This is a genomic window from Kribbella sp. NPDC004138, from assembly GCF_053603655.1.
In genome coordinates, this window is sequence record NZ_JBSGFZ010000013.1 from 96,221 (window position 1) to 118,881 (window position 22,661).

The window sequence follows — 22,661 nt, forward strand, 5'->3', positions numbered from 1 at the left end:
AGGCCGCTGGGCATCAAGGAGGGCGAGAGACACCGTGTCGAACCAGACCGTGAGTCCTGGTGCCCTCTTGGCCGGGCGGTACCGGATCGCCGAGCTGCTCGCGGAGATCGACGGCGCCCGAGTCTGGCGTGCCGTCGACGAGGTGCTCAGCCGCGCGGTCGTCGTCGACGTCCTGCCGGTCGGTGACCCGCGGACCAACCTGCTCTTCGACGCCGCCCGCCGGGCCGCCGCGGCGAACGACCCGCGGTTCCTGCGGGTGCTCGACTGCGACATGCACGACGGCGTGACGTACTGCGTGCGCGAGTGGGCCGGCGGCCGGTCGCTGGAGCGGATGCTCAGCAGCGGCCCGCTCACCGGGCAGCAGGCCGGGTGGCTGGCCCGCGAGGTGTCCGAGGCCCTCGAGAACCTGCACCGCACCGGCTACGCGCACGGCGCGATCAGCCCGGCCACCGTCGTGGTCACCGACGCGGGCGCGATCAAGGTCATCGGCGTCTCCACCGAGGCGGCGCTGCGGTCGTCCGGCGCCGGTTCACCGGAGGAGGACGTCCACTCGCTGGGCGAGCTGCTCTACGCCTCGCTGACCGGCCGCTGGCCCGGCCCGGCTCCCGCCTGGGGCCTGCAGCCCGCGCCGGTCGAGCACGGCCGGCTGCTGAGCCCGCGTCAGGTGCGCGCCGGCGTGCCGCGCTCGCTGGACGACATCAGTGACCGCCTGCTCGGTGACCCGCCGCGACACCACGCGCCGCCGATCACCAGCGCGGCCGGCCTGTCCGCGGCGCTGTCCGGTGTCGTCGGCAGCTCGCACGAGCCGCCGAACCAGATGGACGAGACGGTCCAGGTCGCCCGTCAGAACGGCAGCATCGACGACGCCACCCAGGTGGTGCCGCAGCCCCCGCCGCCCGCGCTCGATCCGACACCGCAGCCGTCGTACGACGCCGAGCAGAACGGGTACGGCGCGCCGCAACCGGCGTACAACCAGGCGGCCGAGACGCGTCCGGTGCGCCGCCAGCCGCCCCCGCCGTCGAACGGGAACGGCCGGCGCCGGCATGACGAGCCGAAGCCGAAAGGCTCGTGGGGCGGCCGGATCCTGATCCTGCTCGCGATCCTTGCGCTGCTGTCGGTGATCGCGATGGCCCAGTTCCTGCTCAAGGGCGCGATGAACAACGACCAGGGCAGCGGCGACGGCGGCGGGACCAAGAGCAGTGCCCCGCCGCAGACCAGCACCACTCCGTCGTCGACCGGCGGCGTGGCGAAGATCGTCGGCGCCAAGGACTTCGACCCGGAGCCGGCCGGCAACGGCAACGAGCACTCCGAGGACGTGAAGAACACCTACGACGGCAAGGCGTCGACGACCTGGACGACGATGTCGTACAGCCGGGCGAACCTCGGCGGCCAGAAGCCCGGCGTCGGCATCTACTACGACCTCGGCGCGCCCACCAGCGTGTCGAAGGTCCAGGTCGCGCTGCAGGGCGACGGCACCAGCGTCCAGCTGCTCGTGCCGAAGAGCGCCGACGGCGCCGCGCCGAGCACGGTGGACGGCTGGAAGCCGGTCGCCGACCAGGATGACCAGCCGGAGGGTACGGTGACCCTTACCCCCTCGGCACCGACCGAGACGCAGTACGTGCTCGTCTGGCTGACGAAGCTGCCGAAGGACGACGGCGGCAAGTACCGGGGCACGATCTCGGAGGTCACGATCCAGAAATGACCGCTCACGTGGACTCGGGCAACCCGCCGCCCCGGCCGGACGTCCCGCGCATCGGCGCGGGCGACCCGGTGGCGCAGGGCGCGGTGCAGCCTGCCGCGGCCGGCGGTCCGGTGAGCTACGACCAGCTGGACGACCACGAGCTGCTCCGGATGCACGTGGCCGGCAACCCGGACTCGTTCGGGTTCCTGGTCAAGCGGCACCGGGACCGGATGTGGGCGGTCGCGATCCGCACCCTCGGCGAGCCCGAGGAGGCGGCGGACGCGCTGCAGGAGGCGTTCATCTCGGCGTTCCGGCGGGCGGACTCGTTCCGCGGGGACGCGAAGGTGACCACCTGGCTGCACCGGATCGTGGTGAACGCCTGTCTGGACCGGATCCGCCGCCGTCAGGTGCGCGCCGCCGACCCGCTGCCCGAGGACGAGGACCGCGCCGCCGAGCTGGCGGGGCCGGCCGAGGACGATCCGGCCGAGGTGCGGGAGCGCCGGCTGGACGTGCTGAACGCACTCAAGCAGATCAACGAGGACCAGCGCGCCGCGCTGGTCCTGGTCGACATGGAGGGCTACTCGATCGAGGAGGCGGCCGCGATCCTCGACTGTGCCCCCGGCACGGTCAAGTCGCGCTGCGCCCGCGGCCGCGCCAAGCTGCTCCCGCTGCTGCGTCATTGGCAGACGACCCGGGAGTCCGACGTACCGGACAAGTCCGCCGCGGAAGCGGTGGGAACCGAATGACCGGGTCCCCCGTCGAAGCGAAGTCGCCTGCCTCTGGCGACCGGACGACCGACGCCTTTGACGGAGTTCTTCCTATGACCCTGTGGCTACGGCTGCGCACCTCCCGTGAGGAGGCGAGCCCCCGATGACCGACCCCGGTCTGCCGACCAGTGAGCACCTCGAGCACCTGGACACGGACACGATCGCCGACCTGATCGAGAACCTGCTGCCCGCGACCGAGGCGCATCGCGCTCGTGAGCATGTGAAGGCCTGCCCCGAGTGCCAGCAGACGTACGACGCCCTCCTGGAGCTGACCAGGGACCTGGCCGAGGAAGGGCGCGCCGACATTCCGATGCCGACCGACGTCGCCGAGCACCTGGACGCGGTGATCGTGTCCGAGTCGGTGCTGCGCGCCTCCACGGTGGGCGTGCACTCGCTGGCCCAGATCCGCGAGGAGCCGCGGCGGCACCTGCCGAAGCTGCTCGGCGCCGCGGCGGGCGTGGTGCTGATCGCCGCGCTCGGCGTCGGTGTGGTGTTCGCCACCAAGGACCAGGGAGGCGACGGCGCCGCGTCCGCCGACCAGAACACCCCGCCCGCCGACACGGTCGCGGTCAGCTCGAAGGACATCGGTCCGTCGACGAAGCGCTGGCTGGACCACACCCCGAGCGCGATCCTGCACGGATCGGCCGACGAGCAGTCGTGCGCACGGTCGTTCGCGGCCTCCCGCCCGAACTCGGACGTCCGGCTCGTCCAGCCCGCCAAGGTGGACGGCAAGCGGGCCACGATCATCGGCCTGCAGGGTGCGCAGCCGAGTCAGATCCAGGTGTTCGCGGTCACCGGATGTAGCGTTCCCGGCGGCTCGCCCAGCTCGTTCTACGAGACCACGGTGACGCTGCGCAACCGCTGAGTCCGCGACCGTGCGTCGAAGCGGTGCCCCGGCCCCGTGATGGGTACCGTATTTGTACGGACCCGCCCCACCGCCCCGGCCCGGCGGGAATGGTCGGCCTCTAGGATCCGTTGAGTACGACGTCACTGTCTCGACGACACGAGGAACGCCTGCATGAGCGACTCCACCACAGTCCGCAACGTCATCATCGTCGGCTCCGGCCCGGCCGGTTACACCGCCGCCGTGTACGCCGCGCGCGCGGCGCTGGAGCCACTGGTCTTCGAGGGTTCCGTCACCGCCGGCGGCGCGCTGATGAACACCACCGAGGTGGAGAACTTCCCCGGTTTCTCGCAGGGCATCATGGGCCCGGCGCTGATGGACGAGATGCGCACGCAGGCCGAGCGGTTCGGCGCCGAGCTGGTACCGGACGACGTGATCAAGGTCGACCTGACCGGCGACATCAAGGTGGTCACCGACTCCGCGGGCACCGAGCACCGCGCCAAGGCCGTCATCCTGGCGATGGGTTCGGGCTACCGGAAGCTGGGCCTGGCCGACGAGGAGCGGATGTCCGGTCACGGCGTGTCCTGGTGTGCGACCTGTGACGGCTTCTTCTTCCGCGACCACGAGATCGCGGTCGTCGGCGGCGGCGACTCGGCCGTCGAGGAGGCCACCTTCCTGACCAAGTTCGCGAAGAAGGTGCACTTGGTGCACCGCCGCGACGAGCTGCGGGCCTCGAAGATCATGGCCGACCGGGCGTACGCCAACGACAAGATCGAGTTCCACTGGAACTCGGCCGTCGACACGATCCACGGCGAGGACAAGCTGACGCACCTGACGCTGAAGGACACCGTCACCGGCGAGACCCGCGAGCTGCCGGCCACCGGCCTGTTCATCGCGATCGGCCACGACCCGCGCTCGGAGCTGGTGAAGGGCCAGGTCGACCTGGACGCGGAGGGCTACGTGCTGGTCAAGCCGAACAGCACCGAGACCAACCTGCCGGGCGTGTTCGCCGCGGGTGACCTGGTCGACCACACCTACCGGCAGGCGATCACCGCGGCCGGCACCGGTTGTGCGGCCGCCCTGGACGCCGAGCGCTTCCTGGCCACCCTCGAGGACGCGGCCACCGCGGCCGCCGCCGCGGCCACCCAGCCCGTCTCTGTCTGACCTGAACCTCACACCTCACTGAAGGAGATACGCCCGTGGGCGAGAAGATGAACGCTGTCACCGACGCCGAGTTCGACCAGACGGTGCTGAAGAGCGACAAGCCGGTCCTGGTCGACTTCTGGGCCGAGTGGTGTGGCCCGTGCCGCCAGGTGTCCCCCATCCTGGAAGAGCTGAACCAGGACCACGGCGACAAGATCACGTTCCTGAAGATGAACGTCGACGAGAACCCGGTCACCCCGAGCAACTATCGCGTTACCGGTATCCCTACGATCAACGTCTACGTGAACGGTGAGCTGGCCAAGTCCATCGTCGGCGCCAAGCCGAAGGCGGCGCTGCTCAAGGAGCTGGCCGACTTCACTGGCTGAGAAGCAGGACAACCCCGTCCGCCACGGTAAGAGGAGCCAGTTGATGGAAGCCCCCCACGGCGTGTACAGGATCGGCGACAGCGGTGAGGCGGTCGCCGAGATCGTCGGCAAGCTGCAGCGGCTCGGGCTGCTGACCGGCGGTCACGACGTCTACGACGAAGCGACCGCGCACGCCGTCCGGGGCTTCCAGCAGCAACGCGGGCTGATGATCGACGGTGTCGTCGGCCCGCAGACCTACCGGGCGATCGACGACGCGCGCTGGCGGCTGGGCGACCGGCTGCTGACCTACGTGCCGTCGCATCCGCTGAGCGGTGACGACGTCCTGAGCCTGCAGGCCAAGCTGCAGGAGCTCGGGTTCGCGGTCGCCCGGATCGACGGGATCTTCGCCGCGGACACCCAGCACGCGGTGACCGAGTTCCAGCGCAACATGGGGCTGCCGGCCGACGGCACCTGCGGCCCGTCGACGTTCAAGGCCCTCGAGCGCATCCGCCCGATGGCGACCGGCGGCCGCCCGGATGCGTTGCGCGCCCGTGAGGCTGTCCGCGCCGCCGGACCGCGACTGTCCGGCAAGACCGTGGTGATCGACCCGGGCCACGGCGGTTTCGACTACGGCTGGGAGGGCTTCGGCCTGCGCGAGTCCGACATCGCGTACGACCTGGCCGCCCGGATCGAGGGCCGTCTCGGCGCCACCGGCGTCCGGGCGTACCTGTCCCGCGGCCGCGACCAGGGGCCGGACGAGCTGGCCCGAGCCGCGTTCGCGAACGAGACGGACGCGAACCTGTGCGTCTCGCTGCACACCGACGGGTCGATGAACCCGCAGGCGCAGGGCGTCGCGACGTACTACTACGGCAACGACCTGCACGGCGCCTCGTCGAGCGTCGGCGAGCAGTTCGCCGGCCTGGTGCAGCGCGAGATCGTCGCCCGGACCGACCTGCTGAACGCCCGGACGCACGCCAAGACGTGGGACCTGCTGCGGCGGACCAAGATGCCCGCGGTGCGGCTGGAGATCGGCTACGTGACGAACCCGCACGACTCCGCCCGGCTGGCCGACCCGGCGTTCCGCGACGTGATCGCCGAGGCGATCGTGGTCGCGATCCAGCGGGTGTACCTGCCGCCGGAGCAGGACGCCGCCACCGGCATGCTCCGCTTCGGGCAACTCACCGTCTGACCACAGTTCGGCGATCGTCGGGTGTATCCCGGAAGAAAGTGGCTACAATGCTCTCGAGGTAAGTAGCCACCTAAGGGAGAGCAGCATGGACGTCGGCATTCGGGAGCTGCGCGACAACCTCAGTCGCTACCTGGCCGAGGTCCGCTCCGGACGCACGGTGACAGTGACAGACCATGGGCAACCGGTCGCCCGCATTGTGCCCGTCGGGCAACCGACGCGACTGGAGCGACTTCGCGCCGAAGGGCGCGTGCAGCCCGCCCGTCAGCGGAAGCAGCCCGCGCCCTTCCCGATTCATGCCGAGGGCTTGGTCGGCGAGCTCATCGACGAGCAGCGCCGGTGATCGGCTATCTCGACACATCGGCTTTCGTACCGCTGCTGGTCAGCGAGCCGAGCAGTGCGGCTTGTCGGCGATTCTGGGATGACGCGGACACCGTGGTGTCGAGTCGACTTCTCTCTGTGGAGACCGCGGCCGCACTCGCGCAGGCACATCGCATGGCGCGCCTCGACGACCAGGCGTATTCGTCGTGTCGCCGGCTGCTGGACCAATTCTGGCCGCAACTCGAGATCACCGAGCTTGACGAGGCATTGATCCAGCGCGCGGCAGAACTCGCGGATCTTCTCGCGCTGCGCGGGTACGACGCCGTCCACTGCGCTTCCGCCGAACAGCTGGAGGACGCCGATCTTGTCGTCGCATCCGGCGACAAGCGCCTCCTCGATGCATGGAAGTCTTTGGGGCTGGCCACGTTCGACACCAATACGCCCGACGACGCTACGAGTGATCCTCGAGCTTGATCTTCGGGAGGATCCGGTCGAGCCCGCTCGGTAGCCACCAGGCGCGGTTGCCGAGCAGGCGCAGGACCGCGGGGACGATGACGCAGCGGATCAGCACGGCGTCGAGCAGCACCGCGGTGGCCAGACCGAGACCGAACTGCTTGAGCATCCGGTCCGGGCTGAGCAGGAACGCGCCGAACACCACGATCATGATCGCAGCCGCCGCGGTGATCACGCTGCCGGTCGTCGCCAGGCCTTCGCGGACCGCCACCCGGGCGTCGCCGGTCCGCCGCCACTCCTCGTGGATCCGGGAGACCAGGAACACCTCGTAGTCCATCGACAGCCCGAACACGATCGCGAAGATCATCACCGGGACGAACGCCTCGATCGGCCCGGCCTGCGCACCGAACCAGCCTTGCTGGAACACCAGCGTGATGGCACCGAGCGAGGCGCCGATGCTCAGCAGGTTGAGGACGGCGGCCTTCAGCGGGATCAGCACCGACCGGAACACCGCCATCAGCAGCAACGCCGACAACCCGACGACGACCAGCACGAAGATCGGCAGCCGCTTGCTCACCGCCGCGGCGAAGTCGTCCGCGGCCGCCGTCGACCCGCCGATCAGGTACGTCGCTCCGGTCCGCCCCTCCAGCGCGGGCAACGTGTCGTCCCGCAACCGCTCGACGAGGTCGCTCGTCGCCGCGTCCTGCGGAGCCGACTTCGGGAACGCCAACACGGTCGCGATCTTGCCGTCCGGCGTCAGTTGCGGCGGTGTCACCGCGGCGACCCCCGGATCGGCGGCCAGCGTCTGGCCCAGCGCCTGCGCCGCGGCCGAGTCGCCCTCCGAGACCACGACGAGCGGACCGTTGAAGCCGGGCCCGAACCCGTCCGCCAGCAGGTCGTACGCCTTCCGGCTCGTCTTGGCCGGATCGTCCGTGCCCGCATCCGCGAACCCGAGCCGCATCCCGAGCGCGGGCAGCGACAGCGCCACCAACGCGACGATGCCGAGCACCAACGGCACCCACGGCCCGCGCTGCACCATCCCGGCCAACCGCCGCCACCCGTCGCCCGGCGTACGCCGCTGCTTCGCGGCATGCTTGCGTACGCTCCGCTCGATCCGCTTCCCGAACAGCGTCAGCAACGACGGCAGCAAGGTCACCGCCGCGAGCATCGTCATCAGGACGGTCAACGTCACACCGAGCGCGACGCCCTGCAGTGAGCCGAGTCCCAGCGCCAACAGGCCGAGCAATGCGATCACCACCGTGCAGCCGGCGAACATCACCGAACGGCCTGCAGTGTCCAGAGCGACGGCTTTCGGGTCGGCCGTGCCCTGCAACAGCTCGTGCCGATAGCGCGAGAAGATCAGCAACGCATAGTCGATGCCGACGCCGAGACCGACCAGCATCATCACCGGCGTCGTGTACTCCGGCACGGTGAAGAAGTGCGACGCGAGCATCAGCAACGCGACCGTGCTGCCGACCGCGAACACGGCGGTCAGCAGCGGGAGTGTTGCCGCCAGCAACGACCCGAACAGGAACACGAGGATCACCAGCGCGGCCAGGATCCCCGCGCCCTCGGACGCGCCGCCCGAACTCTCGGCGGCGTTCCGGGCCAGATCGCCGCCGGCCTCGACCTGGAATCCCGGCCGGGCGAAGTCCTGCGCACGGTGGATGATCGTCCGGACGTCCTCCACCGGCATGTCCGCGGCGGCGACGTCCAGCCCGACCGTGGCGTACGCCGTACGTCGATCTGTCGACATTGCGCCCGGTGCCGTGAACGGATCGGCGACCGAGGCGACGTGCGGGAGGTCGCGGACCGCGGCCAGCATCGACGCGACCCTGGGCTTCTCCGCCGCGAGACCGCCCTCGGCCCGGAACACGAGTTGCACGCTCGCGGTGTCGCCCTGGGGCTGGTGCGCCGCGAAGATGTCCGTCACCCGCTGGGAGTCGGTCCCCGGTAAGGAGTTGTCGTTCTTGTAGTTCGCGCCGACCACGGTCGACGCGACGGTGACCGCGGCCAGCGCGAGCACCCAGAGCACGAGTGCCAGGCCGGCGTGCCGCATGGCCCAGCCGGAAACCCGGTGCAGCACACCGGGCCGGGTTGCTGGTCGGATCGGGGTGTCCACACTCATCGCAGGTCCCTAATAAGTAGATCGGCTACATGTTGCCTCTCGACATTAACAGACCCATGAGTAGACTGGCTACATGAAGGCGGATGCGCTGCGTGGACACCTCGACCCGATGATCCTGGCGGTCGTCGAGCACGAACCGCTGCACGGCTACGCGATCATGGAGGCGTTGCTGGAGCGCAGCGGCGGCGAGCTCGACCTGCCGACCGGCACGCTCTACCCGGCGCTGCGTCGTCTGGAGCGGGCCGGCTACCTGGCCAGCGAGTGGAGCACGGTCGGCGGCCGCAAACGGCGGACGTACCAGCTCACCAGTGCGGGTGCGAAGATGCTTGCCACCGGCAAGCAGGAGTGGGTGACGTTCCGGGCGGTGGTGGAAGGGGTGCTACGCCCAAGCGAGGCGTAGGCCGCGCGTGGCCTGCTGGGCGACTAGAAGCAGCGGCAGCACGACGAAGCCGCAGACCACGCCGAGGCCGAGCAGGCCGTTCGGGTGCGGGCTGGTCAGCGCCATCAGGAGGCTGATCGCGCCGATCGCCGCCGCGTTCGCGAGCGCGAAGCCCGTCGTCACACCGGCCAGGTGGTCCCGGACCAGCGGATACCGCAGGCCGATGCCGGCGGCAACGACCGCGAGGACGGCGCCGGCGATGGCGATCGTGCCGACGTCGCGGACCAGCGCCTGCAGCAGGTCGTTCAGCGGGTTGGGGTCGTCCGGCCCGCTGTTCCAGCTCCAAGCGCCTTCCCGCCACACGATGGGCTGGATGATCAGCGCCGCGAACAGCAGCACCGCCGTACGCCGGCTCTGACTGACGGCAAGATCCGCGCGATAGCCCGGCGCGACCTCCTCGAGGGTCCCGAAGTCGGCCACCGCGTGCTTCTCCGCGGCGCGCCTGTCCATACCGTCCGCCTCGAGGGCCTCGGCGGCGTCGGTCAGATGATCGCGCGCCTCGGCGAGCAGGTCCGCCTTGCGGCGGCGGGGTCCCCAGAGCTCCTTGCCGAGGGCCGCGAGGTAGTCGTCGATAGGCACTTCTCCAGTATGAGGAGCGCGTCCCCGGCTCACGTCCGGGGTCCCACTGACTCACCCCTGAGCTTGGCGCGGCGCCGGTGCCGGAGGACGAAGAATCCGATGTATCCGATCACGACGAGCGCGAAGCCGACCTTCTCTGCGACGGGAGTCGCGCCGTCGGGCCACAACCAGCCGTTGAGGTAGTGCTGGATGTACCCGCCCGCGTACACGCTCTCGCCGCCCTCCCGGCGGAAGAACTTCTCGGTCGCCGTCACCGGACAGCCGAAGTCGACCAGCACGATCACCAGGTTCCACACCACGATCGCGAGGTGGTACCAGATCAGCTTCGGCCAGCGCCAGGCGAGGAACGCGCCGATCACGAAGAACACGAGCAAGGCGCCGTGCACGAGCATCACCACGTCCGCCAGCACCCGATAGATCACGGCTACTCCGGGCCCGACCGCAGCGCGTCGCGGACCGTCACCGGCGCCGCCGGCGACTGCTCCGGACGGATGGCGCCCATCAGGCGCTCGACGGCGGCCTCCATCTCACTGCGCCAGGTGATCGCCGACCGCAGGTCCAGCCGCAGCCGGGGATTGCGCGGGTGCTCGCGCACCACACCGAACCCGACCGCACGCAGGAAGTCGGTCGGCCACACGCAGCCCGGCCCGTCCCAGCGCGAGTCGCCGAAGGCCTCGACCGCGCGGAAACCTCGCTTCAGTACGTCCTTGGCCACCGCCTGGACGAGGATCTTGCCGAGCCCGAGGCCCAAGTACCGCGGCAGGATCCGGCCGGTCGCGAGGACGACGGCGTCCGGGCTGACGGGTGCCGTAGGGAACGCCTGGATCCTGGGCAGGTACGTCGCCGGGGCGTACACCGCGAAGCCGGCCGGCTCGTCGTCGACGTACAGCACGATGCCGGCGGTCCCCCAGTCCAGCAGCAACTGGGACAGCCAGGCTTCCTTCTCCAGCCCGGTGTCGCCGTTGCGGTCGGCCTGCCGCGCCGCCACCGGATCGAGCTCCCAGAACACGCAGTCACGGCACGGGACCGGCAACTCGCCGAGGTTGGCGAGCGTCAGCGGTTCCAGCCGTCGGGCCATCAATGCATCCGTTCAGCGCTACGTGCTGTTGGCTTCGTCACCATCCGTCAGCGGACCGGTTCGGCCGCCGGTTCGGGGACCGGGGCCGGGGTCCGCGCGTCCGGCGTGCGGGTCGCCTCCGGGGCGACGTACCGCTGTTGCACCTTCGCGGCCGGTTGCCGCCGGAACAGCTCGCCGGCGAACCCGGCCAGTACGCCCAGCGCCAGGCCGCCGAGCGCCCATCCGGCTGTCCTGCCCACGCTCATCCCAGATTCCGCCTTCCGGTTCCACCTCTCAGGCCGCACCGCGCCCTCCGGCTGTCTCAGCAGCCAGATTCCGGCATGGTCGAACCTGCCCCTATAAGGCATGGTAGTGAGAGGTCACGCCGATCCCCAGTCCCGACCTGGGTCTGTCGACGTAACCTGGTGACTTCCCCCTCGATCACCGTTGGAGTGGCCCTCGTGAGTGCTGACGTGCCCGATGTCCGGCAGACCCGTCTCGACAACTACGTCGAGGCGTACGCAGCCCGGACGAAGGGCATGACCGCATCGGAGATCCGGGCGCTGTTCTCGGTCGCCAGCCGCCCCGAGGTGGTCTCGCTCGCGGGCGGTATGCCGAACATCGGCGGCCTGCCGCTCGACGTGGTCGGCGGCGCGGTCCGCGACCTGGTGATCGAGAGCGGCGCGACCGCGATGCAGTACGGCTCCGGCCAGGGCGACCCGGCGCTCCGCGACCAGATCTGCGACATCATGCGGCTGGAGGGCATCGAGGCCCATCCCGACGACGTCGTCGTCACGGTCGGCAGCCAGCAGGCCGTCGACCTGGTGACCCGGGTCTTCTGCGATCCGGGCGACGTGGTGATCTGCGAGGCGCCGTCGTACGTCGGCGCGCTCGGCGTGTTCCGCGCGTACCAGTGCGAGGTCGTCCATGTCGCGATGGACGACGACGGCGTGGTGCCGGAGGCGCTGGAGCAGGCGATCGCGTCGGTCCGGGCGGCCGGCAAGCGGATCAAGTTCTTCTACACGATCCCGAACTTCCACAACCCCGCCGGGGTCTCGCTGTCCGACGAGCGGCGGGCGCGGGTGCTGGAGATCTGCCAGCGGGCGGAGCTGCTGATCCTCGAGGACAACCCGTACGGACTGCTCGGATTCGAAGGTGAGCCGCAGCAGGCGTTGCGCGCCGCGGACCGGGAAGGGGTCATCTACCTCGGCTCCTTCTCGAAGACGTTCGCCCCCGGCTTCCGGGTCGGCTGGGCGGTCGCGCCGCACGCCGTCCGCGAGAAACTCGTGCTGGCACAGGAGTCCGCGACCCTGTGCCCGCCGACCTTCAGCCAGCTCGCCATCTCGTCGTACCTGGTCCGGCACGACTGGATGGGGCAGGTGAAGCAGTTCCGGGAGATGTACCGCGAGCGCCGCGACGCGATGCTCGCGGCGCTGGCCGAAAAGATGCCAGCGGCAACCACCTGGACACGGCCGCGGGGCGGGTTCTACGTCTGGCTGACGTTGCCGGACGGGCTGGACGCGAAGGCGATGCTGCCCCGCGCGGTCACCGCACGCGTCGCCTATGTGCCCGGAACGGCCTTCTTCTCCGACGGTTTCGGCTCCCAGTGCATGCGGCTGTCGTACTGTCATCCGACGCCGGAGCGGATCACCGAGGGAGTCGGCCGGCTCGCCGCGGTGATCCACGAGGAGCTCGAGCTCCGCCAGACGTTCGGCCCGCTGCCACCCGGCGCCGGCCGCGAGTACGACGCTCCGGGGCCGGAGCTTTCGTAGGTTTTTCGCCGCTCCGCTTCGCAAAGGTTGCGCAAGGGAGCTGCGGGCGGCCGGGGGTGCGGGAATCGGTAGGGGTACCGTTCGAGTGGGCCTCGGGACCGGCGGCCGTGCCGGAGTCGCCCACGAGTGATCGGGATATTTGTGATGAGTGATCTGGGTCGGGTGCTGGTACTGGCGGGTGGGCTGTCGCACGAGCGGGACGTCTCGTTGCGATCCGGCCGCCGGGTGGCGGACGCGCTGCGCAGTGTCGGCGTCGAGGTCGAACAGCGCGACGTCGACGCCTCGCTGGTCGATCGGCTGCGCGACGATCCCCCGGACGCGGTCTTCCCCGTCCTGCACGGCGTCACCGGCGAGGACGGCGCCCTCCGCCAGGTCCTCGACCTGTACGGCGTTCCGTACGTCGGGGCCGACGCGGCCGCGTGCCGTACGGCGTTCGACAAGCCGGTCGCCGCGACGGTCGTCGGCGCCGCGGGACTGCACACGCCTGCCTCGGTCGTGCTCGGGCACGACACGTTCCGCGAGCTCGGCGCCGCGGCGCTGATGGAGGCAGTGATCCAGCAGGTCGGCCTGCCGCTCGTCGTGAAGCCGGCCCGGGGCGGGTCGGCGCTGGGTGCGTCGATCGTGCGCTCGGTCGAGGAACTGCCGTCGGCGATGGTGAACTGCTACGCCTACGGCCCGGTCGCGTTGATCGAGCAGTACGTCGACGGGACCGAGGTGGCTGTCACGGTCGTCGACACCGGCGACGGGCCGCGGGCGCTGCCTGCCGTCGAGATCCGCCCGGACTCGGGGTTCTACGACTACGAGGCCCGGTACACCGCAGGCGCGACGCAGTTCGTCGTACCTGCTCGGTTGGAGCCTGAGGCCGCCGGTGCCTGCGCCGCGGCCGCCGTCCAGGCGCACCAGGCACTGGGACTGCGCGATCTGTCCAGGACCGACCTCGTGGTCGACGCGGCCGGCGTGCCGTGGTTCCTCGAGGTGAACGTGGCTCCGGGGATGACCGAGACGTCGCTGGTCCCGCTGGCCGCCGAGGCGGCCGGGATCGAGCTCGGCGTCCTCTGCCGCGATCTGCTTGCCACCGCAGCAGCCCGCTGAGCGCCGGACGTAGCAATGCCAGACCCCCGCTCTCCGGAGCCCGCTCGGCCGCTGTGGCGGACCGTGCTGACGCCGCAGTGGTCCGGTCTCCTGGTGCTCGCTTTGGCGCTCGCCGGTGTCATGACCGCCATGGGTGTGTGGCAGTTGAGCGTGTACCAGTCGAAGACGGCGGACGCGACCGCTCAGCGCGCTGCGGCTCCGCCGGTCGCCCTGCAGTCACTGTTCTCCATCGACGAGGGCCTGCCGTCGAAGGCCGTCGGTCGGCGCGTCACCATCGAGGGCACGTGGGGGCCGGCCGCTGACCAGGTGTTCATCGCGGATCGCGCCCAGGACGGCAAGAACGGCTTCTGGGTGCTTTCGCCGCTCATGCTCCCCGGCTCCGGCGCTGTGATGGTCGTCCGCGGCTGGGTGCCTGTCGTGACCGACGCGGCCGCGCAGGCGCCTACCGGTCCGGTGCGGTTGACCGGCTCGGTGGTGGCGTCCGAGGCCGAGGACTCGTCGGCCGACGCCGCCAAGGGGCGGGTGCTGTCGTCGCTGCGGATCCCGACGATCGTGCACCTGGTGAAGTACCGGGTGTACGACGCGTTCGTCGTACAGACCGCTGTCGATGCGGGCGCCGTACCGTCACCGGCACCGGCCGCTGTCGTGCCGCCTCCGCCGCCGACGGATCACGCCGGCCTGCGGAACGTGGCGTACGCCGTGCAGTGGTGGATCTTCGCGGCGTTCACGCTGTGGATGTGGGCCCGGATGGTGCTGGATGCGCACCGCACGCCGCCGGACGCCGGGACGGGCGACCAGGTCGGGGAGCCTGTGGAGTCAAGCGGTACCGTTTCAGCGTGACTTCCTCTGCTGACCCCGCCACTTCCGCCGCCGGCCCGCAGCCGCTCACCCCGGCCGTCCGCGGCGCCCTGATGCGCTACCGCGTGATCGCGTACGTGGTCGGCGTGATGCTGCTCCTGCTGCTGTTCGTGGCGATGCCGCTGAAGTACCTGGCCGACGACCCCGGCGCGATGAACGTGATCGGCCCGATGCACGGCTTCCTGTACGTCGTGTACCTCCTCGGCACGTTCGACCTGTTCCGCCGGGTCCGCTGGTCCTTCCCCCGGCTGGTCCTGATGGCGGTCGCCGGCACCATCCCGTTCCTCTCGTTCTACGCCGAGCGCAAGACGTCGCACGAGCTTCTCGGTCGCTAGTCGTCGATGTTTCACATGAAACATTCGCGGGGGGTGGCGACATGGATTTGTCGACATGTCTCTCTGGTGATGAATCCCGACAGTTCGTGCCGTTAACTAGCTCTGTCAGCGCGATCCTAAGCCACCCGGCCGGACTTACATCCGTGTGATTTCCGGGCTCGACGCCGCAGGATCGCGGCCATTTCAGGTCCGCAGAACGGCGTAGTGGAGCCGAACGCTGCCGCCGGCATCCGCTCGCATCGAGAGCAGCTGCAGCCGGGTCGGAGCCTCGCCGATCGCGAGCGGAGCGCCGTCCATGATCGACGGCGTGCCCAGCCCTCCGACCAGAGCGGGCGCCACCGTCAGGTGCAGCTCGTCGATCAGATCTGCTCGCAGCAGCGTGCCGTTCAAACCGCCGCCTGCCATCGACAACACGCAGCTGATGCCCAGCTCGGCACCCATCGCGGCGATCGCCTGCGCCAGGTCGACGCGCTCCTCGCCGGCGACGAGATAGCAGATGCGCTCCCGGCGGAGATACGCCAGATAGTCCGCCGGCGTCGATCGCGCCACCAGAACCAGCACATCCCAGCCTTCATGCTTCTCGGTCCAGCGCACCCGTCCGCGGCTGTCGACCACCGTGAACCACATGTGCGGCGGCGACGGCTGTCCGATCACGTCGGCCGGAAGGAAGTGGCCGTAGAGCCCGGCCGGATCACCGTCGTACGCCGGCAGCTCGTCGGGCGTATCGTCCTCGGCGACCAGGCTGCCACTCCCCTCCAGAACGGCGCTGCAGCCGTACTGCTGCCTGACCAGCTCGACGACGTCGAGCGCGACCGAGTCAGGCGCCGATGGAGTCATCGCCTCCCACAGCCGCGAGCTGGGCTCACGCATCAAGAGGGCATCCCGGACGAGCGCGACCTTCCCGTCGGCACTTGCTCCTACGCTGACCACCACGCGCGGTCGGTTCTGCACCTGGGCCTCCTCGGGCTCGACAGGCCCCAGACATACCAACGCCCGCCGACAATTCGGCGGGCGTTCGTCTGTGTGATCGGCGTCAGGCCCCGCTGGCCTTGTTCGGATCCATCAGCGTGACGATGCGCTCGAGGTCGTCGAGAGAGGCGAACTCGACGGTGATCTTGCCCTTGGTCTTTCCGAGGTCGACCTTCACGCGCGTCTCGAACCGGTCCGACAGCCGATCCGCGAGATCGACCAGCCGCGGTGCGACCGGCTTGTTCCGGCGGCGCGGCGCGGCCGTGTCGTCGCCGTGCATGTCCCCGAGCGCGACGATCTCCTCGACCGTCCGCACCGAGAGCCCTTCGGCGACGATCCGCTGCGCGAGCCGCTCGATCGCGTCACCGCTGGGCAGACCGAGCAGCGCCCGCGCGTGGCCGGCGGACAGCACCCCGGCCGCGACCCGGCGCTGAACGGATGCCGGCAGCTTCAGCAGTCGCAGTGTGTTGGAGATCTGCGGGCGCGACCGCCCGATCCGCGTGGCGAGCACCTCCTGCGTGCACCCGAAGTCGTCGAGCATCTGCTGGTACGCCGCGGCCTCTTCCAGCGGGTTCAGCTGGCTACGGTGCAGGTTCTCCAGCAGGGCGTCCCGGAGCATCGCGTCGTCCGAGGTCTCCCGCACGATCGCGGGGATCGTCGTCAGGCCGGCGGCCTGCGTCGCGCGCCAGCGGCGCTCGCCCATGACGAGTTCGTACGTGTCGTCCTCGAGCCGGCGGACGACGATCGGCTGCAGCAGGCCGATCTCCTTGACCGAGTGGACGAGCTCCTCCATCGCGTCCTCGTCGAAGACCGTTCGCGGCTGCTTCGGGTTCGGCGTGATCTTGTCGACCTCGATCTCCGCGAACGACGCTCCCGGCACCACGGCGAGCTCCGGCCCCTGCGCTCCCTGCGGCACGGTCGGCGTCGCCACCGGCGGCGCCCCCGGGATCGAGTTCGACTTACTGCCGAGGGTGGTGGTGCCAGGCGCCGGCGAGCTGGGGATCAGCGCACCAAGTCCGCGTCCGAGTCGGGTGTTCATCGCGCTCCCTCGAGTTCGACTGCCTGCTGAGCTACTGCTGACCTAATCACAACGCTGACCGACGACCGCAGCCGTCACCGCAGCCTGCGTGTCCTGTTTCACGTGAAACGAGCGGGGCCCGTTCCACGTGAAACACTGCCACGCCGCTGCGCCTGGCTCAGGAGTTGTTCCGCATCGCGATCTCGCGCGACGCCTCCAGGTACGACAGTGCACCGGCCGACGCCGGGTCGTACGCGAGCACGGTCTGCCCGTGGCTCGGGGCCTCCGAGATCCGCACCGACCGCGGTACGGCGGTGCGCAGGACGGCGTCCTTGAAGTGACCGCGGACCTCGGCCGCGACCTCGCCGGCCAGCTTCGTCCGGGCGTCGTACATGGTCAGCAGGATCGTCGACACGTCCAGCGACGGGTTGAGGTGCGACTTCACCATGTCGATGTGCCGCAGCAGTTGCGACAGACCCTCGAGCGCGTAGTACTCGCTCTGGATCGGGACCAGGACCTCGCGGGCGGCGGTCAGGGCGTTCACGGTCAGCAGGCCGAGCGACGGCGGGCAGTCGATGAAGACGTAGTCGTACTTCTCCCCCGCGGTCTCGGTCTCGGTCAGGTAGGCCTCGAGCACACTCTTCAGCCGGCTCTCCCGGGCCACCAGGCTGACGAGCTCGATCTCGGCGCCGGCCAGGTCGATGGTCGCCGGGATCACCTGGATGCCGGGGTGTTCGGCGCACGGCTGGATCAGCTTGCGCAGCGGCTCGCCTTCGATGATCGCCTCGTACACACCCGGCGTACCTTCGGCGTGGTCGATACCGAGGGCCGTCGACGCGTTGCCCTGTGGGTCGAGGTCGATGACGAGGATCTTCGCGCCGTAGAGGGCGAGGCCGGCCGCGACGTTCACCGTCGTCGTGGTCTTGCCCACGCCACCCTTCTGGTTGGCGACGACGAAGACTCGGGTCTCGGCAGGCAGCGGGAATTCGCGGCCCATCGTGCGTCCTTCATTCACCAGCAGGGTCCGTTCGGTGGCGGCGGCGATCGGAGTCTCCAGGAGTCGTCGCTGAAGCTCGTCCGACGTGGCCCGCGCGGCGATCTGTGCGGCAGTCATAGCGCCCATTCCAATAGGTGCGGGACTTGGCCCGAAGAGGATGTCTGTAGGGGTCGGGGCGGGTCTGCCCCCAGCTCCGTCCACAGGCTTCTGTGGACGAATTCCCGTGTGCAGAGGCAGTTTCATGCGGTGGTCATCCACAGGCGGTGGAGACTCCGAGAGGTCCGGCTCGACGTCCACCAGTGACGCCGAATCGGACCCGGGACCATCATCCCGCATCTCAGGCGTTTCACGTGAAACAGACGCCTGGTCGCCGTCCGCCGCACTGCCGAGACCGGCCGCGGCAGCGGCCTGGAGTCTCGAGGTGTCGATCGGCGGCGCGAGGTACGGCTGCTCGGCGGCCGGCGTCGAAGAGGTCTGGACAGGGGGTGCCGGCGCGGGCGACGAACTGGGAGCGGGTTCCTGAGTCACCACACGGACGGCGGAGTCCGGTTCGGTCGGCCAGCCGATCCCCTGGGACGCCCCTGGCTCCCCGGTGCTCTTCTCGGGCCATCCGAGGGCACGACTCACCAACCCGCTCACCTCCCGTGTCTTGCGTGCCGGGATCCCCCTGCAGCACGTCCGGCCACAATACTCACCACAGTCGTGGGGTTGGCCAGTTCATCGCCGCCAAGTTCGTGAATATGACAAACCTCTGCGCCGAGCTTCATCAACTCGCGTTCTGAGGCGTCCAGTTCCTCCTCTGCGGACGCCCCTTTCATGGCCAGCATCAGTCCGCCCTCGACACAGAGCGGCAGACACCAGCGGGCCAGTTTCCCGAGCGGAGCGACCGCCCGCGAGGTGACGACGTCGTACGACGCCGGCGGCAGATCCTCGGCCCGCGCGCGGACGACCGTCGCGTTGGCGAGCTCCAGGGAATCGACCGCCTCCTGGAGAAAGGTCGTGCGCCGGAGCAGGGGCTCGACCAGATCCACCTGGAGGTCGGGCCGCACGATCGCGAGCACGATGCCGGGCAGTCCGGCGCCGGTGCCCACGTCGGCGACCGACGCGCCCTCCGGGATCAGCCGCTCGACCACGGCGCAGTTCAGCAGGTGGCGGTCCCACAGCCGCGGAACCTCGCGCGGTCCGATCAGGCCGCGCAGCGTGCCCTCGGTCGCCAGCAACTCGGCGTACGCCGAAAGCCGGACCGCCGCCCGTGGAAACAGCTTGTCCACGAGCGGCGGTGTTTCACGTGAAACGTGTTCGGTCATCGGTGCGCTGTCATGGCTGAACCACCACGCGGCGGCGGGGCTCCTCGCCCTCGGACTCCGACGTCAGGCCGGCGGCCGCGACGACGTCGTGCACGACCTTGCGCTCGAACGGCGTCATCGGGTCCAGCCGCACCGGGGTGCCGGTCGCCTTCGCCTCCTCGACGGCCTTGCGGCCGACCTCTTCGAGCTCCGCCTTCCGGTTCGCCCGGTAGTTCGACACGTCGAGCATCAGCCGCGACCGCTCACCGGTCTCCCGGTACACCGCGAGCCGGGTCAGCTCCTGGAGCGCCTCCAGGACCTTGCCGTTCTCGCCGACGAGGTTGTTCAGCTCGGCGCCGACGATCGAGACCGCGGCCCGGTCCCCGTCGATGTCCATGTCGATGTCGCCGTCGAGATCGGCGATGTCCAGCAGTTCCTCGAGGTAGTCCGCCGCGATGTCGCTCTCCGCCTCGAGGGCCTTCAGGCGATCCTCGGCCGAGTTCGTACCGGCGGACTGCTCCGCCGTGTCGGTGTTCTGCATGCCGTCGGTCACGGCCACTCCTTCACAGTGTCGGGATCCGCCTCACGGGGACCCGGGGCTCGGGGCAATCAGGGGTGCGCCGGGTCAGCGCGAACCGCCGGAGCGCTTCTGCGCCGCCTTCTTCTGCGCGGCCGACTTCGCCGCGGGCTGGCGCTTGGCTCCGGTGCCCTTCTTGCCGGCCGGCTGCTTCTTGGCAGCTGCGGCCTGAGTCTTCTTCGGTGCGTCCTGCTTCGGCGCCGTGTCCTGCGGCCTGCTCGAGGACGGCTGTCCGTTGCTCGAGGCGTCCGCGCCGCCGGCTGCCGGTCCGCCGGTCCTCCGGTCACTGCGCGACTGCCGCTTCGGCTGCTGGCGCTGCGCGGGACGACGGTCCGTCGTCTCGGTCTCGGTGTCGGTGCCGACGGCGCCCGGGACGCCCTCGTCGGCCGCCCGGCCGTGGCGCAGGTTGTGCTCGCGCTTGCGGGCCTGCATCGCGTCGTACGCCGGGGTGCCCGGGGCGGGGTTGCGGCGGATCACGTAGAACTGCTGACCCATCGTCCACACGTTGGAGACGAACCAGTAGATCAGCACACCGATCGGGAAGTTGAAGCCACCGATGAGGAAGAAGATCGGGAAGACGTACAGCATGATCTTCTGCATCTGCGCGGCCTGGCCGGTGAGGGCCTCCTTCGGCATGTTCTTCCGCATCAGCTGCAGCTGAGTGATGAACATCGTCGTCGTCATCAGGATGATCAGGACGATCGCGACGACCTTGACGTTGTTGGCGCCGGGGCCGCTGGCCTTCAGGAAGGTCTGCGAGATTTCCGCGCCGAAGATCTTCGCGTGCTGCAGCGAGTAGACGTACGGCTCCATGATCGCGCTGTGCGCCTTGCCGTTCGCCGCGTAGTCGAGCACCCGGAACAGGGCCAGGAAGATCGGCGACTGCAGCAGCAGCGGCAGGCACGAGGAGAACGGGTTGGTCCCGGTCTCCTTGTACAGCTTCATCATTTCCTGACCGAGCTTCTCCCGGTCATGGCCGTACTTCTTCTGCAGCTCCTTCATCTTCGGCTGCAGCAGCTGCATGTTCCGGCTCGAGCGGATCTGCCGGACGAACAGCGGGATCAGCAGCGTCCGGATGGTGACGGTCAGACCGACGATGGACAGCGCCCACGCCCAGCCGCTGTTCGGGTCGAGCACCTGGCTGAACAGCCAGTGCCAGCCGACGAGCAGCGCCGACACGGCCCAGTAGAGCGGGGTCATCACCGTGTTGAACAGGTCTACGATCCCGTCCCACACCGCGAGTCCGGGGATGGCCAGAAGAGTCACTCACACACCTCGCTGCGCAGGCCCGGCGTCGGCCGACGGTCCGGGCTGGTTGGCGGAGAAAGACTCTCCGCGCTGGTCGACATCTCTGGGAGGAACGGGGTCGTAGCCTCCGGGGTTCCACGGGTGGCAGCGGATGAGTCTCCTCATCGCCAGCCAGCTACCGCGCACCGCACCGTGGCGTTCGACCGCTTCCAAGGCATACGCCGAACAACTCGGGTAGAACCTGCAGACCTGCCCGTACAGCGGGCTGATCAGCAGCCGGTACAACTTCAGGAAACCGATGATCCCGCTCCGCACGGGATTGATCCGCATCATGGCCGCAGCACCCGGCCCAGGGCGCCGTCGACGTCGGCCGCCAACTCGTCGTACGACGCCGCGGCGGACGACGGGAGAGCGCGGACGACGGTCAGGCTGCCGGCCGGCAGATCGGGTAAGCGCGTAGCCAGGACCGCACGCAGACGGCGGTGGACCCGGTTCCGCAGAACCGCGTTGCCCACCGCCTTGTTCACAACGAACCCGACGCGCGCCGGGCCGACAGCATCGCGTGTGTCGGCCTGCGCCAGCACATGCAGGACCACCGCGCGTCGCGCCGCGCGCCGACCGGACCGGACGGCGCGACGGAAGTCGTCGGACCGGCGCAATCGGTTCGACGCGGGCAACACGAGGTGGTCACCGTCCGACGGGTCGCTCAGGCCGCGAGGCGCTGACGACCCTTGCCACGGCGGGCGGCGATGATCGCGCGACCCGCGCGGGTGCGCATCCGAAGACGGAAGCCGTGCTTCTTGTGCCGACGACGGTTGTTCGGCTGGAACGTCCGCTTGCTCACTGGAATGACTCCGGTTACTCGAGAACACAAATTTGTCGACAAATCCACTGATTCGGATCTGCCCGTTGGTGCATCCTGCACACCGTCGGAGAACCAGAGATGGTCCCGCAGGGAGCGCAGCACGAAACGGCCGGCTCAACACCGACCGATCCACGGTACGTGGCTCCTTGTGGACAGGTCAAACCAGGTATCCCCAAGGTTTTCCACAGGCTTGTGGACAGGATAGTGGACGAGCGGTCGGTCGAGGACTCGTCACTGTCCGGCCGGATCGGCGACAGAGAGCGACCTCGCACCATGACTACGCTCCGGCGTCTACCCGACACGCCGCAAGTTGCCCCCAATTTCCTGTTCATAGCCTGTGGATGACGGCTTGAAGCCGTGTGGGCGGACTTGTTAGCGTCACTTCTTCACACCAGAGGTCCCACACCCCGCGATCGGTAACCAACCTGCTCCGGCGGTCGTTCACAACTGTGGACAACCGTGTGGACAGCGGCCCGCACGGTGGTCGGGTCGAATGGTCGCGCAGCCCGGATCAGTTCGGAACGCGCCGGCCACCGCAGCGATGGATTCGGGGAGCAACGCGTGGTCGAGGACCATTCCGCCAGTGCGGAATTCACACCGGTGGAATTCAGCCCGGCCGAGCACCGGACGGACCACACCGCTGACGGCCGGCAGGACCTCCGGCCCGAACCCGACGCCGGC

The 22,661-nt window shown here is 69.6% G+C and carries 26 protein-coding genes and 1 pseudogene; 13 read left to right on the top strand and 14 right to left on the bottom strand.

Annotated elements, in window-relative coordinates; all coding sequences use genetic code 11:
* Nucleotides 1-34 precede the first annotated feature (34 nt).
* The 8 genes from ACWEOO_RS19775 to ACWEOO_RS19810 all read left to right on the top strand — a co-directional run bounded on the left by ACWEOO_RS19775 (nt 35) and on the right by ACWEOO_RS19810 (nt 6,781).
* Complete coding sequence (locus tag ACWEOO_RS19775) at nt 35-1,702, top strand: protein kinase family protein (RefSeq protein WP_452144221.1); 1,668 nt, start codon at nt 35-37, stop codon at nt 1,700-1,702.
* Nucleotides 1,699-2,427, top strand: coding sequence for an RNA polymerase sigma factor SigM (sigM, locus tag ACWEOO_RS19780; protein ID WP_359934980.1), 729 nt, complete (start codon nt 1,699-1,701; stop codon nt 2,425-2,427). Before ACWEOO_RS19775 ends, sigM begins: the two co-directional genes overlap by 4 nt.
* Before the next feature lie 124 nt (nt 2,428-2,551).
* Entirely contained in the window at nt 2,552-3,313 is a 762-nt protein-coding gene (locus tag ACWEOO_RS19785; RefSeq protein WP_452144222.1) for an anti-sigma factor family protein, read from the top strand.
* Nucleotides 3,314-3,466: 153 nt separating this feature from the next.
* Nucleotides 3,467-4,456 (top strand): thioredoxin-disulfide reductase, encoded by a 990-nt coding sequence (trxB, locus tag ACWEOO_RS19790; RefSeq protein ID WP_452144223.1) that lies wholly within the window; start codon nt 3,467-3,469, stop codon nt 4,454-4,456.
* 47 nt (nt 4,457-4,503) lie between these two features.
* Nucleotides 4,504-4,821, top strand: coding sequence for a thioredoxin (gene trxA, locus ACWEOO_RS19795; RefSeq protein WP_355475881.1), 318 nt, complete (start codon nt 4,504-4,506; stop codon nt 4,819-4,821).
* Between the two features lie 43 nt (nt 4,822-4,864).
* The gene (locus tag ACWEOO_RS19800) at nt 4,865-5,989 is read left to right on the top strand and encodes an N-acetylmuramoyl-L-alanine amidase (protein WP_452144224.1); all 1,125 of its coding nucleotides are present in this window, start codon (nt 4,865-4,867) and stop codon (nt 5,987-5,989) included.
* Between the two features lie 85 nt (nt 5,990-6,074).
* Nucleotides 6,075-6,329, top strand: a complete 255-nt coding sequence (locus ACWEOO_RS19805) for a type II toxin-antitoxin system prevent-host-death family antitoxin (protein WP_452144225.1) — start codon at nt 6,075-6,077, stop codon at nt 6,327-6,329.
* Nucleotides 6,326-6,781, top strand: a complete 456-nt coding sequence (locus ACWEOO_RS19810) for a type II toxin-antitoxin system VapC family toxin (RefSeq protein WP_452144226.1) — start codon at nt 6,326-6,328, stop codon at nt 6,779-6,781. Before ACWEOO_RS19805 ends, ACWEOO_RS19810 begins: the two co-directional genes overlap by 4 nt.
* Here ACWEOO_RS19810 and ACWEOO_RS19815 read toward each other — a convergent pair.
* Entirely contained in the window at nt 6,759-8,888 is a 2,130-nt protein-coding gene (locus tag ACWEOO_RS19815) for an MMPL family transporter (RefSeq protein ID WP_452144227.1), read from the bottom strand. The genes ACWEOO_RS19810 and ACWEOO_RS19815 overlap by 23 nt on opposite strands.
* A gap of 73 nt (nt 8,889-8,961) precedes the next feature.
* Here ACWEOO_RS19815 and ACWEOO_RS19820 point away from each other — a divergent pair, with 73 nt between their 5' ends.
* Nucleotides 8,962-9,288 carry a PadR family transcriptional regulator gene (locus ACWEOO_RS19820; RefSeq protein ID WP_359934966.1) on the top strand — a complete coding sequence of 109 codons (327 nt, stop codon included), beginning with the start codon at nt 8,962-8,964 and terminating at the stop codon, nt 9,286-9,288.
* Here ACWEOO_RS19820 and ACWEOO_RS19825 read toward each other — a convergent pair.
* Genes ACWEOO_RS19825 through ACWEOO_RS19840 form a run of 4 tightly spaced genes read right to left on the bottom strand, consistent with a single transcriptional unit; the run spans nt 9,268 to nt 11,229 of the window.
* A complete protein-coding gene (locus tag ACWEOO_RS19825) occupies nt 9,268-9,906 on the bottom strand; it encodes a permease prefix domain 1-containing protein (RefSeq protein WP_452144228.1) in 639 nt (212 codons plus the stop codon). The genes ACWEOO_RS19820 and ACWEOO_RS19825 overlap by 21 nt on opposite strands.
* 29 nt (nt 9,907-9,935) lie before the next feature.
* On the bottom strand, nt 9,936-10,328 hold the full coding sequence (locus ACWEOO_RS19830; RefSeq protein ID WP_452144229.1) for a DUF2784 domain-containing protein: 393 nt from the start codon (nt 10,326-10,328) through the stop codon (nt 9,936-9,938).
* A gap of 2 nt (nt 10,329-10,330) precedes the next feature.
* Nucleotides 10,331-10,984 carry a GNAT family N-acetyltransferase gene (locus tag ACWEOO_RS19835; protein ID WP_359934960.1) on the bottom strand — a complete coding sequence of 218 codons (654 nt, stop codon included), beginning with the start codon at nt 10,982-10,984 and terminating at the stop codon, nt 10,331-10,333.
* A gap of 47 nt (nt 10,985-11,031) precedes the next feature.
* Nucleotides 11,032-11,229 (bottom strand): hypothetical protein, encoded by a 198-nt coding sequence (locus tag ACWEOO_RS19840; protein WP_452144230.1) that lies wholly within the window; start codon nt 11,227-11,229, stop codon nt 11,032-11,034.
* A gap of 195 nt (nt 11,230-11,424) precedes the next feature.
* On the opposite strand from ACWEOO_RS19840, the gene ACWEOO_RS19845 reads away from it, so the two are divergent.
* The 4 genes from ACWEOO_RS19845 to ACWEOO_RS19860 all read left to right on the top strand — a co-directional run bounded on the left by ACWEOO_RS19845 (nt 11,425) and on the right by ACWEOO_RS19860 (nt 15,020).
* Nucleotides 11,425-12,735: an aminotransferase-like domain-containing protein gene (locus ACWEOO_RS19845; RefSeq protein WP_359934956.1), complete on the top strand. Its 1,311-nt coding sequence runs from the start codon at nt 11,425-11,427 to the stop codon at nt 12,733-12,735.
* Between the two features lie 144 nt (nt 12,736-12,879).
* The gene (locus tag ACWEOO_RS19850) at nt 12,880-13,827 is read left to right on the top strand and encodes a D-alanine--D-alanine ligase family protein (protein ID WP_359934954.1); all 948 of its coding nucleotides are present in this window, start codon (nt 12,880-12,882) and stop codon (nt 13,825-13,827) included.
* 15 nt (nt 13,828-13,842) lie between these two features.
* A complete protein-coding gene (locus tag ACWEOO_RS19855; protein ID WP_452144231.1) occupies nt 13,843-14,667 on the top strand; it encodes an SURF1 family protein in 825 nt (274 codons plus the stop codon).
* Entirely contained in the window at nt 14,664-15,020 is a 357-nt protein-coding gene (locus ACWEOO_RS19860) for a DUF3817 domain-containing protein (RefSeq protein ID WP_359934950.1), read from the top strand. The genes ACWEOO_RS19855 and ACWEOO_RS19860 overlap by 4 nt, the downstream gene beginning before the upstream one ends.
* 183 nt (nt 15,021-15,203) lie before the next feature.
* Here ACWEOO_RS19860 and ACWEOO_RS19865 read toward each other — a convergent pair whose 3' ends face one another.
* The 9 genes and pseudogenes from ACWEOO_RS19865 to rpmH all read right to left on the bottom strand — a co-directional run bounded on the left by ACWEOO_RS19865 (nt 15,204) and on the right by rpmH (nt 21,959).
* Nucleotides 15,204-15,971: a RibD family protein gene (locus tag ACWEOO_RS19865; RefSeq protein ID WP_452144232.1), complete on the bottom strand. Its 768-nt coding sequence runs from the start codon at nt 15,969-15,971 to the stop codon at nt 15,204-15,206.
* Between the two features lie 82 nt (nt 15,972-16,053).
* Complete coding sequence (locus ACWEOO_RS19870; protein ID WP_452144233.1) at nt 16,054-17,028, bottom strand: ParB/RepB/Spo0J family partition protein; 975 nt, start codon at nt 17,026-17,028, stop codon at nt 16,054-16,056.
* Nucleotides 17,029-17,185: 157 nt separating this feature from the next.
* Nucleotides 17,186-18,121 (bottom strand): ParA family protein, encoded by a 936-nt coding sequence (locus ACWEOO_RS19875; protein ID WP_363706626.1) that lies wholly within the window; start codon nt 18,119-18,121, stop codon nt 17,186-17,188.
* A gap of 518 nt (nt 18,122-18,639) precedes the next feature.
* Nucleotides 18,640-19,311: a 16S rRNA (guanine(527)-N(7))-methyltransferase RsmG gene (gene rsmG, locus ACWEOO_RS19880; RefSeq protein ID WP_363706628.1), complete on the bottom strand. Its 672-nt coding sequence runs from the start codon at nt 19,309-19,311 to the stop codon at nt 18,640-18,642.
* Between the two features lie 10 nt (nt 19,312-19,321).
* The gene (locus ACWEOO_RS19885; protein WP_452144234.1) at nt 19,322-19,843 is read right to left on the bottom strand and encodes a Jag family protein; all 522 of its coding nucleotides are present in this window, start codon (nt 19,841-19,843) and stop codon (nt 19,322-19,324) included.
* Between the two features lie 300 nt (nt 19,844-20,143).
* Nucleotides 20,144-21,124 (bottom strand): annotated as a pseudogene (yidC, locus tag ACWEOO_RS19890) (membrane protein insertase YidC); the annotation flags it as partial.
* Nucleotides 21,125-21,133: 9 nt separating this feature from the next.
* Nucleotides 21,134-21,448 (bottom strand): membrane protein insertion efficiency factor YidD, encoded by a 315-nt coding sequence (gene yidD, locus ACWEOO_RS19895; RefSeq protein WP_359934942.1) that lies wholly within the window; start codon nt 21,446-21,448, stop codon nt 21,134-21,136.
* Nucleotides 21,445-21,795 (bottom strand): ribonuclease P protein component, encoded by a 351-nt coding sequence (gene rnpA, locus ACWEOO_RS19900; RefSeq protein WP_452144235.1) that lies wholly within the window; start codon nt 21,793-21,795, stop codon nt 21,445-21,447. Before rnpA ends, yidD begins: the two co-directional genes overlap by 4 nt.
* Before the next feature lie 26 nt (nt 21,796-21,821).
* Nucleotides 21,822-21,959 (bottom strand): 50S ribosomal protein L34, encoded by a 138-nt coding sequence (rpmH, locus tag ACWEOO_RS19905; RefSeq protein ID WP_130386492.1) that lies wholly within the window; start codon nt 21,957-21,959, stop codon nt 21,822-21,824.
* Nucleotides 21,960-22,661: the final 702 nt, after the last annotated feature.

Excerpts from the sequence above, each read along its gene's own strand:
- ACWEOO_RS19815 (WP_452144227.1), bottom strand. The coding sequence starts at position 8,888 with ATGAGTGTGGACACCCCGATCCGACCAGCAACCCGGCCCGGTGTGCTG.
- sigM (WP_359934980.1), top strand. The coding sequence starts at position 1,699 with ATGACCGCTCACGTGGACTCGGGCAACCCGCCGCCCCGGCCGGACGTC.
- ACWEOO_RS19835 (WP_359934960.1), bottom strand. The coding sequence starts at position 10,984 with ATGGCCCGACGGCTGGAACCGCTGACGCTCGCCAACCTCGGCGAGTTG.
- trxB (WP_452144223.1), top strand. The coding sequence starts at position 3,467 with ATGAGCGACTCCACCACAGTCCGCAACGTCATCATCGTCGGCTCCGGC.
- rsmG (WP_363706628.1), bottom strand. The coding sequence starts at position 19,311 with ATGACCGAACACGTTTCACGTGAAACACCGCCGCTCGTGGACAAGCTG.
- ACWEOO_RS19850 (WP_359934954.1), top strand. The coding sequence starts at position 12,880 with ATGAGTGATCTGGGTCGGGTGCTGGTACTGGCGGGTGGGCTGTCGCAC.
- ACWEOO_RS19785 (WP_452144222.1), top strand. The coding sequence starts at position 2,552 with ATGACCGACCCCGGTCTGCCGACCAGTGAGCACCTCGAGCACCTGGAC.
- ACWEOO_RS19875 (WP_363706626.1), bottom strand. The coding sequence starts at position 18,121 with ATGACTGCCGCACAGATCGCCGCGCGGGCCACGTCGGACGAGCTTCAG.
- ACWEOO_RS19840 (WP_452144230.1), bottom strand. The coding sequence starts at position 11,229 with ATGAGCGTGGGCAGGACAGCCGGATGGGCGCTCGGCGGCCTGGCGCTG.
- ACWEOO_RS19805 (WP_452144225.1), top strand. The coding sequence starts at position 6,075 with ATGGACGTCGGCATTCGGGAGCTGCGCGACAACCTCAGTCGCTACCTG.
- ACWEOO_RS19800 (WP_452144224.1), top strand. The coding sequence starts at position 4,865 with ATGGAAGCCCCCCACGGCGTGTACAGGATCGGCGACAGCGGTGAGGCG.
- trxA (WP_355475881.1), top strand. The coding sequence starts at position 4,504 with ATGAACGCTGTCACCGACGCCGAGTTCGACCAGACGGTGCTGAAGAGC.
- yidD (WP_359934942.1), bottom strand. The coding sequence starts at position 21,448 with ATGATGCGGATCAATCCCGTGCGGAGCGGGATCATCGGTTTCCTGAAG.
- ACWEOO_RS19855 (WP_452144231.1), top strand. The coding sequence starts at position 13,843 with ATGCCAGACCCCCGCTCTCCGGAGCCCGCTCGGCCGCTGTGGCGGACC.
- ACWEOO_RS19870 (WP_452144233.1), bottom strand. The coding sequence starts at position 17,028 with ATGAACACCCGACTCGGACGCGGACTTGGTGCGCTGATCCCCAGCTCG.
- ACWEOO_RS19820 (WP_359934966.1), top strand. The coding sequence starts at position 8,962 with ATGAAGGCGGATGCGCTGCGTGGACACCTCGACCCGATGATCCTGGCG.